This is a genomic window from Staphylococcus sp. FSL W8-1270, assembly GCF_038007165.1.
GTDB lineage: Bacteria > Bacillota > Bacilli > Staphylococcales > Staphylococcaceae > Staphylococcus > Staphylococcus hominis.
Map to the genome: position 1 here is coordinate 1054058 of NZ_JBBOWQ010000001.1, position 13784 is coordinate 1067841.

General features: G+C 31.0%; 12 protein-coding genes. 7 read left to right on the forward strand and 5 right to left on the reverse strand.

All coding sequences use genetic code 11. The annotated features are described in order from the left end of the window. Window positions 1–25 precede the first annotated feature (25 nt). The 3 genes from NSU06_RS05385 (at window position 26) to NSU06_RS05395 (ending at window position 3892) form a co-directional block, all read left to right on the forward strand. Entirely contained in the window at window positions 26–643 is a 618-nt protein-coding gene (locus NSU06_RS05385; RefSeq protein WP_002448288.1) for a lysophospholipid acyltransferase family protein, read from the forward strand. A 465-nt stretch (window positions 644–1108) separates the two neighbouring features. Continuing rightward, window positions 1109–2569, forward strand: a complete 1461-nt coding sequence (gene nagE, locus NSU06_RS05390; RefSeq protein WP_242282526.1) for an N-acetylglucosamine-specific PTS transporter subunit IIBC — start codon at window positions 1109–1111, stop codon at window positions 2567–2569. Window positions 2570–2764: 195 nt separating this feature from the next. Further along, window positions 2765–3892 (forward strand): HAD family hydrolase, encoded by a 1128-nt coding sequence (locus NSU06_RS05395; protein ID WP_002448292.1) that lies wholly within the window; start codon window positions 2765–2767, stop codon window positions 3890–3892. Between the two features lie 47 nt (window positions 3893–3939). On the opposite strand, the gene serA is transcribed toward NSU06_RS05395, so the two are convergent. The 3 genes from serA to NSU06_RS05410 all read right to left on the reverse strand — a co-directional run bounded on the left by serA (window position 3940) and on the right by NSU06_RS05410 (window position 7235). After that, the gene (serA, locus tag NSU06_RS05400) at window positions 3940–5535 is read right to left on the reverse strand and encodes a phosphoglycerate dehydrogenase (protein WP_340779563.1); all 1596 of its coding nucleotides are present in this window, start codon (window positions 5533–5535) and stop codon (window positions 3940–3942) included. Beyond that, entirely contained in the window at window positions 5525–6688 is a 1164-nt protein-coding gene (locus tag NSU06_RS05405) for a pyridoxal-phosphate-dependent aminotransferase family protein (RefSeq protein WP_049434644.1), read from the reverse strand. Before NSU06_RS05405 ends, serA begins: the two co-directional genes overlap by 11 nt. Before the next feature lie 103 nt (window positions 6689–6791). After that, window positions 6792–7235 carry an OsmC family protein gene (locus NSU06_RS05410; protein ID WP_017176107.1) on the reverse strand — a complete coding sequence of 148 codons (444 nt, stop codon included), beginning with the start codon at window positions 7233–7235 and terminating at the stop codon, window positions 6792–6794. Between the two features lie 78 nt (window positions 7236–7313). Between NSU06_RS05410 and NSU06_RS05415 the strand changes: the two genes are divergently transcribed. Then, a complete protein-coding gene (locus NSU06_RS05415) occupies window positions 7314–8060 on the forward strand; it encodes a glycerophosphodiester phosphodiesterase (protein WP_017176108.1) in 747 nt (248 codons plus the stop codon). Window positions 8061–8111: 51 nt separating this feature from the next. Here NSU06_RS05415 and rpsD read toward each other — a convergent pair whose 3' ends face one another. Both rpsD and NSU06_RS05425 read right to left on the reverse strand, forming a co-directional pair. Beyond that, window positions 8112–8714, reverse strand: coding sequence for a 30S ribosomal protein S4 (rpsD, locus tag NSU06_RS05420; RefSeq protein WP_017176109.1), 603 nt, complete (start codon window positions 8712–8714; stop codon window positions 8112–8114). A 231-nt stretch (window positions 8715–8945) separates the two neighbouring features. After that, on the reverse strand, window positions 8946–9413 hold the full coding sequence (locus tag NSU06_RS05425) for a GAF domain-containing protein (RefSeq protein ID WP_019835459.1): 468 nt from the start codon (window positions 9411–9413) through the stop codon (window positions 8946–8948). A gap of 131 nt (window positions 9414–9544) precedes the next feature. On the opposite strand from NSU06_RS05425, the gene ezrA reads away from it, so the two are divergent. From ezrA to thiI, 3 genes are all read left to right on the forward strand, one after another. Further along, the gene (gene ezrA / locus NSU06_RS05430; RefSeq protein ID WP_048761515.1) at window positions 9545–11239 is read left to right on the forward strand and encodes a septation ring formation regulator EzrA; all 1695 of its coding nucleotides are present in this window, start codon (window positions 9545–9547) and stop codon (window positions 11237–11239) included. Between the two features lie 162 nt (window positions 11240–11401). Next, window positions 11402–12538: a cysteine desulfurase family protein gene (locus NSU06_RS05435; RefSeq protein ID WP_070468378.1), complete on the forward strand. Its 1137-nt coding sequence runs from the start codon at window positions 11402–11404 to the stop codon at window positions 12536–12538. Next, entirely contained in the window at window positions 12539–13762 is a 1224-nt protein-coding gene (gene thiI, locus NSU06_RS05440; protein WP_019835456.1) for a tRNA uracil 4-sulfurtransferase ThiI, read from the forward strand. The last annotated feature ends 22 nt before the right edge of the window (window positions 13763–13784 follow it).

A 13784-nucleotide genomic window follows, 5' to 3' on the forward strand; every position in this document is an offset into this window, starting at 1 on the left:
TAGAAACTTAGAAGTAGGTGACAAAATGTATAAATTTATTAGTAAATTTTTAGAATTAATAATCGTAAAAATGGCACGTTCATTACACATTGTAGGTAAAGAGAACATTCCTAAAGATAGTAAATATGTTGTGACTTGTACCCATGAAAGTTATAATGAAGTGATTTTATTAGGATTAGCTTTAATTCCAAATGAAATTCATTATATGGCTAAAAAAGAATTATTTAGTAATAAATGGGGTGGCAAATTTTTAAGATCTTTAAATGCTTTTCCAGTAGATCGAGAAAATCCGGGACCTAGTACGTTAAAACAACCTGTTAAATTATTGAAAGATCATAAAACAGTAGGTATCTTCCCAACAGGTCATAGAACTTCAGTTGAAGGCGCGCCTTTAAAACGTGGAGCTGCAACGATTGCTATGTTAGGTAAAGCACCAATCTTACCAGCTGCTTATGTTGGACCAACGAAGTTACATGGTTTAGTCACTGGTCAAGCGATGATTAAATTTGGTAAACCTATTTATCAATCTGACATACCTAAAGATTTAAAGCGTAACGAAAAAATTGATTTTCTAACTAAAGAAATAGAAAGACGTACAGCACAGTTACAACATGAACTTCATCTTATTCAAGAACGTCTTTAATAGATATTGATAGCATTATTCATCAGAAGATTTTCTAAATAGAGAATCTTCTTTTTTTATAAATAATTGATAAATGGATGATAGGAGTACCATGAGTGAAAATGACAGATTTTAAGAAATCTATTTTCCGTTAGTACCATATATTACCTAACGTATTGTTCTTGTTATTTTGTCTTTAATCATTTTTATTTAGTCAATGCGGAAAGATTATTTAATAAAAAAATAGATTTGAAGTAAAATACCAGTTAATTATCTCAATCAATAATAAAAATCATTTATAATATCTTATTAAATATATATACGTTTTAATCTTTATTGGTTAAAGCGTATCTTTTTTATTTTGTCATCACATTGTCTATTTATATAAAATAAACATATAGCGTAACCGCTTACAAATATGGTAGATTATATATTGGACTAAATACATAAAAAATATAATTTTTAATAAATAAAGGAGGATAAAAGATGTTTAAATTCTTTCAAAATCTCGGAAGATCGTTAATGCTCCCTGTAGCTGTTTTACCAGCAGGAGCAATCATAACCGGGATAGGTAACTTACTAAACGCACTTCATGTTCTTCCCACAGTAGCCATGTTCTTTTCAATTGTAGGAACAGCTATTTTAGGACAATTAGGATTAATTTTTGCTATCGGTGTAGCTATTGGTATGGCTAAAAAGAACGATGGGGCGGTTGCTTTGGCAGGTGCGTTAGGATATGCTATGGTAACGAAAGTATTAAATCCAGAAAATGTGGCTACGTTATTTAATATAAAAGAAAAAGCAGTTAACTTAGGCTTTACAAAAATGGATAATTCTAATGTATTTCTTGGTATTATTATCGGGTTAATTGCAGCATATTCTTTTAATAAATTTAGTGAAGTTGAATTACCTATGGCCTTGTCATTTTTTAGTGGTAAACGATTAGTACCTATTATGACTGTATTTTTTAGTACCATATTAGCAGTTATACTATTATTTATTTGGCCTATGGTCTTTTCAGGCATTGTTGCATTTGGAGAATGGTTAGTAGGTTTTGGTTCATTCGGGGCATTTTTATATGGTGTCTTTAATCGATTACTTATTCCTACTGGTTTACATCATGCATTGAATGCAGTATTTTGGTTCGATACAGCAGGAATTAATGATATTGGTAAATTCCAAACAGGTGTAGATGCAGTAAAAGGTATAACAGGACGTTATCAAGCAGGTTTCTTCCCAATTATGATGTTTGGTATACCAGCAGCAGCACTTGCAATGTATCACAGTGCTGAGACAAAGCAACAAAAGCAAGTATGGGGATGGTTTTTAGCAAGTGCTATTTCAGCATTTGTAGTAGGCGTTACAGAGCCAATTGAATTTGCATTTATGTTTGTTGCACCTGTACTTTTTATCATACATGCCTTATTAACAGGACTTTCATTACTTATTGCATCTCTATTTCATTGGACCGCGGGATTCTCATTTAGTGCAGGATTAATTGATTATGTTTTATCGCTAATTAATCCAATCGCTAATCACCCTTTAATGCTATTAGTTCAAGGTATTGTATTCTTTATTTTATATTATGTTATTTTTAGAATTATGATTAAAGTATTGAATTTAAATACAATAGGACGTGGTGATAACTTACTAGCTGATCCGGTAGTAGAAGAAACGACGACTACAGATAAATCAAAAAGTGGAAAATATCATCAACCAGCTACACAAATATTAGAAGGTTTAGGTGGAAAATCTAATATTGATAGTTTAACAAATTGTGCTACACGACTTCGCTTAGAACTAAAAGATAATACGATTATTGATGAACAAAAAATTAGAAATGCTGGAGCTGTTGGGGTGACGAAAAATGGCCACCATTCAACACAAGTAATTATTGGTACACATGTTCAACAAGTAGCAGATGAAATTGAAAAACAGATGAAATAATTCAACAGAAACAATAAAAGCGACATTATATGTCCAAATCATTTGTTACACTATAGTCCTATTGATAAATATTATTTATATAAAAGAGCTAATGCTAGATTTTAAGCATTGGCTCTTATTTTTATTACATTGACTTTATATAAATGTTCGTTATGATTATAAGTATCAGAATAGTCAAAAAATGGAGAGATGTCGATGAAATCAATTTTATTTGATGTAGATGGTGTGTTTTTAAGTGAAGAACGTTGCTTTGATGTATCTGCCTTAACAGTTGAAGAACTATTAAAGAGTGATGATTTTTTAGGTTTAGATAGCGCTCAAAATTTTAATCATATGAATGATGAATTAATTGAAGATATAAGAACACAAGTATTTTTAAACGATCAAATTTTAAATCAATTAAAATCTTTAGGCCTTAATTCTAACTGGGATATGTTATTTGTTGTATTTAGTATTCATTTCATCCATCTCTTGAAACAGTTGGATTCAGAAACAATTAGACAAGTGACTCATGTTGAAACGTTTTCAGTTGAGACTCTACGTGAATTACAATCTTATAATTATCAATTTAAAGTTAATTATGCAGTACCGTTAAAATTTATTCAAAATAGTCAAAGTGGTAAAGAGAATATTTATCTTGAATTAGAAGATTACGCAAAAGATCAATTAAATATTGAAAATGCTAAATTATTTAATTTAAAAAGTCCACTTTGGAATTTAGCTAGAGCAATATATCAAGAATGGTATTTAGGAACAACTTTATATGAAAAAGTAGAAAAGCTTACTCCTTTGTCTATTCCTAAGTCTGGTTTTATTTATGAAGAAAAGATCTTACGTCCTGTGGAAGAAATTAAAACATTATTAAATGATATAAAACAAGCAGGTTTTAACATTGCCATTGCAACTGGTAGACCAAGAACAGAAACAATTGTTCCATTTGAGTCCTTTGGTCTTAAATCTTTTTTTAATGAAAATCATATTGTCACAGCGAGTGAAGTATTGAAAGCTGAGTCAGTATTTCCAAAAGAAGGGCCACTAGGTAAACCTAATCCATTTAGTTATATTGCAACTCTTTATGGAAACAATGAGGGAGATTATTTGCACTATATTCAAAATCAAAAACATATTGTTAATGAGAATGATGTATTTATTGTTGGTGATTCATTAGCGGATTTATTATGTGCTAAAAAGATTGGGGCAACATTTATAGGTACTTTAACTGGTTTAAGTGGGAAAGAAGCAAAAGAAGACCTAGAGCAACACGGTGCTGACTATATTGTTAATCATATTTGTGACATTAGACATATTCTACTTAATAAATAATAAAAAGAAAGGAACGCCGAATATTATCGTCGTTCCTTTCTTATTTATTATATTGATAAAGTTGTACCGTAGATGTTATCAAAATCACCAATCTCATATAATTCTTTAATAACTTGTTGAGTAATAGGTTGATCTATTGACAGAATCATCATTGCTTGTCCACCTTCAGAACTTCTTCCTAAAGACATTGAAGCAATATTGATATCATGTTTACCGAGTAGTTGACCTGTTAAACCTACCATTCCTGGTAAGTCTTTATGATAAGAAATAAATTGATAAGTATTGGGTTTAAAATCTACTGAATAATCATTAATTCTTACAATACGTGCACCAAATCCATCTATTACAGTTGCACCAATTTTTACTTCTTCATGTTCACTTATCAAATTAATTTGAATATAATTGCTGAATGTTCCTTGTGAAGCACGATTTTCAATATGATGAGTGATACCTTGTTCGTTTAATAATGCAATAGCATTAATTAAGTTCACGCGTTCACCTAAATTTTGTTTTAAAATTGACGTGACGATTGAGCGAGTAATTAAATCAGCTTCTTTTTTAGCATGTTCTCCGTTAAAAGTCACTTTAATCTCTCTAGGCGCATCATCTAATAATTGAATTGCCAATTCACCTGAAAGCTGGCTAATACGAAGCCATTGTTGTGTTTTCTCATCAATATGGTTTAAGTTTAACTTAGGTGCATTGACTGCATTTGTAACATTACCATTTTCTAAAATATCAATGATTTCTTCAGCAACGGATACAGCTACTTTTTCTTGTGCTTCAATCGTAGATGCACCTAAATGAGGAGTTACAATAATATTTTTATGATCGAGAAGCGGTGAATCTAGGGGAGGTTCATTTTCAAATACGTCTAATGCTGCTCTAGCAATTTGATGTTGATTTAAAGCATTAAGCAAGTCGTTTTCATTAATAATTCCGCCTCTAGCTACATTAATAATTTGTAACGTTGGTTTAGCTTGATTAAAGAAATGAGCATCGATAATACCTTTTGTTTTAGGTGTTAATGGTGTGTGAACGGTAACAAAATCTGAACGTTGAGCAATTTCATCAATTGTTGCTAGTTCAATTCCAAGTTGCTCTGCTTTTTCTTTAGTCAAAAAAGGGTCATAAGCTAAAATAGTCATACCAAAACTTTTTAATCTTTTTGCTACACCTAAACCAATACGTCCTGCTCCAATGACGCCTAATACTTTTTGATATAATTCAACTCCTTTAAATGCTTTACGATTCCATTCTTTATTCTTTAGTGATGTGTAAGCTTGCGGTATATTTCGTGCCATTGCTAGAATCATAGCAACTGAGTGCTCAGTAGCAGAAATCGTATTTCCATCGGGAGCATTTACAACGAGTATACCATTTAGAGTTGCTGATTTTATATCAATATTATCCACACCTACACCGGCTCTAGCAATAACTTTTAAGTTTGAAGCATGGTTAATAATAGATTCTGTGACTTGAGTTTGACTACGTACGATTAACCCTTGATAGTTAGGAATAATATCGACAAGTTCTTTTTCAGTTAAACCAGATTTAAAATCAACCTTAAAATCAGGATGATGGATTAAACTTTGTAAACCTTCTTCTGAAATTGGATCTGAAACTAAAATATTATGCGTCATGTTGAATTACCTCCGTAAATTTTAGCGTAGCTTTGCCAATATAATTGACTTTACGATAATCTGTAAGAATGATTTCTAAAGCTGAAACAACAGATAAAATATCAAAAGGTGACACTTTTCCCATGTGACCAATTCTCAAAATGGTTCCTTTTAGTTTGCCTTGACCACCAGCAATAGTAATATTAAATCTTGATTTTAGTGTTGATTTAATATATGTTAATTCGTCTTTATCGTGAGGGATAAAAGAAGTAACAGTAGGAGAGGCATATGAGTCTTTAGTAACTAATAATTTTAAATCTAATGCTTTTAAACTTTCTCTTAAACCATCTCTAATCAAGTAATGTCTGTGAATGGTATTGTTAAATCCTTCTTTTTTAATAAGTGCAGCATAAGCGTTAACCGCTCTAAATAATCCAACATTTGGTGTGAATGGAGTAGAATTTTGTTCAATAGAATCAAAGTACTTATTTAAATTTAAATAAAAACGTGGTGTTTTAACTGCTTTAAATCGCTCTTGTGCACGATGATTATAAGCAACAAAAGATAGGCCAGGCGGTAACATTAAAGCTTTCTGGCTACCTGACACGAGTACATCAATATTGTCTCTTTCTAAATCGACATCAACGGCACCAATACAACTTACGCCATCGACAACGAAGTAAATGTCTTGATTGAATGCTTTAATCACTTTTCCTAATTTGTGTATAGGGTGAAGTACAGCAGTAGAAGTCTCGCAAAATTGGGTGAATACAGCAGTAATATCATGTTTAAGTGAATGTAAATATGTTTCAAATGCTTCAATGTCGACCGCTTTTCCCCATTCAACATCATAAACATGTACATTCTTATAATATGTTTCAGCAATTTGTTTAAAACGATTGCCAAATGCACCTGATACAATGACTACAAAATGATCCTCGGGATTGACTATATTTAACATACTAGCTTCTAAGACGCTAGTACCACTTGAAGTAAGAATCATTACTTTATTTTTAGTTCCAAAAATAGGTTTTAAATGATTAAATGCTTCTTCTGCGATAGCTTCAAAATCTGAAGAACGATGGCCTACCATTGATAAATTAAGTGCATGTGTGATTTCATCAGGTACAGGGGTTGGTCCAGGTGTTAATAATAAGGGTTCATAATAATACATCGTAAATCTTCCTCCTGATATAAGATTTTTTAATTTTACCAAATATTCTGAAAATTTAAAAGTCTAAAATAAAAAGCGGCAGTTAAATCGACCGCTTTTAGTTCTAATCTTGAATGGTTGCTTGAATTTCTATTTTAACGTTGTTTCGAATTGAGTTAGATATCATACAATGATGATCAGCAATATCTAATAGTTTAGGAAGTCGTTTATTAAGATGCGTTTTTTCTTCTTCTGTAAGAGATATTGTTGGATAATGAGTGATTTTTTCCATTTTAAATTTTCCATTTTCAAACACTGCGCTTCCAATTGACTTAATTTCTAAATGAATATTAGTAAATTTAGCTCTTTCAAGTGTAGCAGCTAAAGAGATAATATAACATGATGAGGCTGCTGCAACTAACATTTCATCGGGATTTGTCCCAGTTCCATTACCACCAAGTGAAGAGGGAATAGAAATTTGCTCAGAAATTACATCGCCATTAACTTTACCGATTTCTTCACGACCTCCACGCCATGACGTATGAACTACAAAATCGTGTTTAACCATTATTATTGACCTCCTATATCATTATGGTAATTTAAGTGTAGTTGAACATATAATTAATTTAAAGGATGGTATTTAAAAATGAAAATACAAAAGCCTAATACATCATTTCAAATCGTTGCACACCGTGGATTATCGCAGAAATATCCTGAAAATACGGTAGAAGGTTTTAAAGCAGCCCTTATGCAACATATTGATATGTTAGAAATTGATGTACATTTTACAAAAGATAAACAATTAGTAGTCATTCATGACGATTCCATTGACCGCACATCGAATCAAAAGGGTAAAGTAAAAGATTTTACTTTAGAAGAATTAAAACAATTTGATTTTGGAATCAGACATGGTGAAACTTTTAAAAATACTCGTATTTCTACTTTTAGCGAAGTACTTTCTTTATTTAAAAATTACTCTAAAACATTACTTATTGAAATAAAAAAACCAGAACAGTATCCTGGCATTGAAAAAGCGTTACTTGAGGAACTCGATAAATTTCAAATTCCCTCTCATAGAGTCATTATTCAGTCATTTGATGTGGAAAGTGTTAAAAGAATGTCTGAATACACAAAGAAATATGCACTGGGTGTTTTAATAAGTAAAAAGCAATACTGGTACAAACAACCTGATTTTGAAAATATAGCTTCTTTTGCACAATTTATAAATCCTAACTATAAATTAATAAATAAAAAATTTATCAAGCGTGCTCATGAACATCATCTTAAAGTAATACCTTATACAGTAAATAACATGAAAGATGTGAAAAAATTGATTCATTTAGGAGTAGATGGAATTATCTCAGATATACCAGATGATATATTTAAATTATAAATAAAAAACCACCCTGACCAAAATGGAAAGGGTGGTAGAATATTAATCAACTTATCTTGAGTAGTACTCAACGATTAATTGTTCATTAATTTCAGCTGGTAATTCACTACGTTCTGGTAAGCGAACGAAAGTACCTTTTAAGCTGTCAGCATCGAAATCTAAATATTCTGGTACGAAATTGTTGATTTCAACAGATTCTTTAATGATATCTAAGTTTTGTGATTTTTCACGAACTGAGATAACTTGACCAGGTTTTAAAGTGTATGATGGGATGTCAACACGTTTACCATCAACTTCAATGTGACCATGGCCAACTAATTGACGAGCTTGACGACGTGTACGTGCTAAACCTAATGAGTAAACTACTGCATCTAAACGGCTAGCTAATAAAATCATGAAGTTTTCACCGTGTACACCGTGTTGTTTACCAGCAATATCAAATGTGTTACGGAATTGTCTTTCAGTCATTCCATATAAATAACGTAATTTTTGTTTTTCACGTAATTGTAAACCATATTCTGATAATTTTTTACGTTGGTTTGGACCATGTTGTCCTGGTGCGTAAGGACGTTTTTCTAATTCTTTACCAGTACCACTTAATGAGATACCTAAACGACGAGATTTTTTCCAGTTAGAACCTCTGAAACGAGCCATAATAAGACTCCTCCTTTTTCTTTTTTGTTGGAATGAATAAACAAAAAAGAGTGTTGTATGCTCATTAAGATATATTGTTTTATGTGTCTTCACCTTATAGCTACAGTTACATGACACGTCCACATCGGGAACAACATAGAGCTTAATAATATACAACTGCTATTTTCGTTAATTCACACAAAATTCATTGTACCATTATTTTTTAAAGTGTCAAGGAATCATTTAAATTTATTATTTTGATAATTGGTGTTCTAAGATAGAAACTATCTCTTCAAGTCCTTGTTGATCGCCTTTACTAAATCGTTGTGTAATAGGCGCATCTATATCTAACACGCCGATTATTTCATTATCAACATGAATTGGAACGACAATTTCAGATTTACTATTAGCATCGCAAGCGATGTGACCAGGAAATGTATTTACATCATCGACAAGTTGTGTTTGGTTATTTGCAACAGCAGTTCCACATACACCTTTTCCTATAGAGATATGCACGCAAGCAGGATGCCCTTGGAAAGGACCTAAAATAAGTTCATTATTTTCAATTAAATAAAATCCTACCCAATTGATTTGATCTAAGTTGTCATTGAGTAAAGCTGAAGTATTACTTAAAATTGCAATTAGATTTGTTTCATCTTCAATAAGACTTGCAAGTTGTTTACCTAATAAGTTGTAATTTGTTTCTTTAGTTGTCGTCATATAAAAACCTCTCTATGTAATATTTTGATTATTAGTATAAATGTAAAAATTTTTTCAATCAATTCTTTGAATTTTATTTTAATGACGGGATAAGATACGTTATAATAATGATAATATAGGAGGAGAATGAGATGGTTTTATACATTATATTAGCAATTATTATTATTATATTGATTGCTGTCGGTATTATGTTTTATTTACGTTCTAACAAACGTAAAATGGTTGAGCAAGCAGAAGAACGTAAATTAAAAGTTCAACAGTTACCTTTTGAAGATAATTTAGAAAAGTTATCAGCTTTAAACCTTAAAGGTGAAACGAGAACAAAATACGACGCGTTAAAACAAGATACATTAGATCACACTAATAACTATTTAGCACCAGTAGAAGAAAAAATTCATGACGCTGAGCTTCAACTTGATAAATTCCAATTTGCAGGAGCTCAAACTGAAATTGATGACGCTCATGAATTAATGGATAGATATGAAGCTGGTTATCAGTCACAAGTAGATGAAGTAAATGAAATTCTTTCTCTACATAAAGATAACGAAGCAATCTATGAAAAATGTAAAATAGATTATCGTGAAATGAAAAGAGATGTTTTAGCAAATAGACATCAATTTGGAGAAGCGGCAGCTCCTCTTGAAAAACGTATTGAGGCTTTTGAACCAGAACTTGATCAGTATGACATGCTGAAAGAAGAAGGTAACTATGTACAAGCTCATAATCATATTAATGGATTAAATGACTCTATTAATGAAACAAAAGGATATATGGATGAAATTCCAGATTTAATTAGAGAAACTCAAAAAGAGTTACCAGGACAATTCCAAGATTTAAAATATGGTTGTAGAGATTTAAAAGTAAATGGTTATGACTTGGATCATGTAAAAATTGATGGAACATTACAAAGCTTAAAAACTGAATTAAATTTTGTAGAACCTATGATTAGTCGTCTTGAATTACAGGAAGCTAATGATAAATTGCAACAAATTAATGATAAGCTTGATGAAATGTATGATTTAATTGAGCATGAAGTAAAAGCTAAAAATGAAGTTGAAGAAACAAAAGAAGATATTACAAATGAATTATTCAAAGCGAGAGAAATGAACTATACGCTTAGAACAGAAATCGACTATATACGAGAAAACTATTTCATTAATGAAAGTGATGTTCATAGTATTAGACAACATGAAAATGAAATTCAAAATCTAGTTGTAGTATATGATGATATTCTAAAAGAAATGTCTAAATCTGCTGTGAGATACAGTGAAGTAAAAGATAATTTAGAATACTTAGATGAACATGTAAAAGTGATTAATGAAGAACAAGAAAAATTACAAAATCATCTGATTCAACTTAGAGAAGATGAAGCTGAGGCTGAAGATAATCTATTAAAAATTCAATCGAAAAAAGAAGAGATTTATCGTCGACTTCTTGCTTCAAACCTAACAAGTGTTCCAGAGCGATTTGTTATTATGAAAAATGAAATCGACCATGAAGTAAGAGCGGTCAGCGAACAATTTAACGAACGTCCGCTTCATGTTAAACAACTTAAAGATAAAGTTTCAAAAATTGTAATTCAAATGAATACTTTTGAAGATGAAGCGAATGATATATTAGTCAATGCAGTCTATGCAGAACGATTAATTCAATATGGAAACAGATATCGTAAAGATCATCATAGTGTAGATAAAAGTTTAAACGAAGCAGAACGTTTATTTAAAAATAACCGTTATAAGCGCTCAATTGAAGTATCAGAGCAAGCACTTGAAAGTGTAGAACCTGGTATAACAAAACATATTGAAAATGAAGTGATTAAAGGATAATACATTTTTATAGTTAGAGAATGACCTAGACATCCACATATTTCTAGGTTGTTCTCTTTTATTTTTTTAAAAAAATAGTATAATGCTTGAGTGTCTATTTTTAAGTCGAGAAATCTAAAATATGTTTTAGATATGTTATTGATGAAAGTGAGTGTTCTATATATGATTTATTTAGATAATGCTGCCACAACAAAACCGAACCAAGCGGTTTTAGATTCATTTCTAAAAGTAAGTGAGAAAGCTTATTATAATGCTAATAGTCCTCATCAAATGGGTTTACAATCAGAAAAAATATTATTACAGGCTAAGTCGCGTGTAAAAGAGATGTTAAACCTCAATAATAATACTGATGTCATTTTCACAAGTGGTGCCACTGAGTCTAATAATATTGCACTCAAAGGTATTGCATTAAGAAAAAAACAGTTTGCGAATGTAATCATTACCTCAGTATTAGAGCATCCATCAGTATTAGAAGTGATGCGTTATTTAGAAACACAAGGATTTATATTGAAATATGTGAATGTGACTCCAAATGGTCAAATAGATATTAATCATTTAGAACAATTAATGACGGATAATGTGGGCTTAGTAACATGTATGTATGTCAATAATGTTATGGGACAAATACAACCGATAAAAGAAATTGACTCATTATTAAAACAATATCCTAAGGCACATTTTCACGTAGATGGCGTTCAGGCTTTAGGGAAAATTCCAATGCAATTAGAGAATGTAAATAGTGTAAGTTTTAGTGGTCATAAATTTAATGGTTTAAAAGGTCAAGGCATATTAATTATCGATAATAAGGAAAAAATTGAACCGACAGTATTTGGCGGTGGTCAAGAATATGGAATTAGAAGTGGTACTGTAAATTTAGCAATGAATGTTTCACTTGTGAAAGCAATGGAAATTGCAATTCAAAATTTAAATGAGCTTAATCATCGTCTATCACGTTATAATAAAGTAATTAGAGAAAGTTTAAGTCAATATAAAGGAGTGTATATTAATTCTCCAGAAAATAGTGCTCCGCATATTTTAAATATTGCTTTTCCAGGAGTAAAAGGAGAAGTGCTTGTTAATGCGTTCTCAAAATTGGATATTATGGTGTCGACTACAAGTGCATGTTCGTCTAAAAGAGAAAAATTAAATGAAGTTTTGTTAGCAATGGACATCGAGGACAACAGAATAGAGGGAAGCGTTCGCTTATCCATGGGTGAAACTACAACAGAAAAAGATATCGAACAATTTAAAGATAAATTTAAATTAATCTATGCTCAAATAAAGGAGTTGTTGAAATAAATGAAATATGATCATATTTTGGTAAGATATGGAGAACTTACGTTAAAAGGAACAAATAGAAAAAGATTCACAAATGTATTAAAAGAAAATGTGATTCAGTCATTACGTTCATTAGAAGGTACACGAGTTAAATGCGAGAGAGATCGCATGTTTATCTCGCTTTTTGAGGAAGCAAATGTAAATGAAGTCATGAATCGTTTAACAAAGATATTTGGCATAAAATCTATTAGTCCAGTATTTAAAACAACACAAAATCTTGAAGATATAAAACAACTTTGTGTTTCGTTAGCTAAAGACTTTGCACATGGAGATACTTTTAAAATTGATGTAAAACGTGTAGATAAATCATTTTCATTAGATACGTATCAACTACAAAGAGAACTAGGTGGTGTCATTTTAAAATCAGTTGATCATTTAAAAGTAGATGTTAAACGTCCGACACATAATATTAAAGTGGAAGTACGTAAAGAAGGCGTATATATCTATACTAAAGTTATCGATGGTGCTGGCGGATTACCTACAGGTACAGGTGGTAAAACACTTCTTCAGTTATCAGGTGGGATTGATTCACCAGTAGCTGGTATGGAAATGATGAAACGTGGCGTAAAAATAGAAGCTATTCATTTTCACAGTCCACCATTTACAAGTGAAAAAGCGAAAGATAAAGTGATTGAATTGACACGCATACTATCTGAACGTGTAGGACCCATTAAATTACATATTGTTCCTTTCACAGCACTTCAAAAACAAATCAATAAGTCTGTGCATCCACGATATACCATGACTACTACTAGACGCATGATGTTACGAGTGACAGATATTATCTTAGAACGTATTGGAGCGAACGCTATCGTAAATGGTGAAAATTTAGGTCAAGTAGCTAGTCAAACATTAAAGAGCATGTACGCAATCAATGATGTTACATCTACTCCTATTTTAAGACCACTTATTTCTTTAGATAAAGAAGATATTATTAAAAAAGCAAAAGAAATAGGAACATTTGAAGTTTCAATACAGCCTTATGAGGATTGCTGTACGATTTTTACCCCTAAAAACCCTGTAACTGAACCAGATTTTGATAAAGTTGTTAAATATGAAAGTGTGTTTAACTTTGATGATCTTGTTCAAGAAGCAGCAGACAATGTAGAAACAATAGAGATTAATAAAGATTATAAAACTGAAAAAGATAAAAGTACTGATGCACTCATTGATGAATTATTTTAATATGAAAGTATTAAAGTAATTT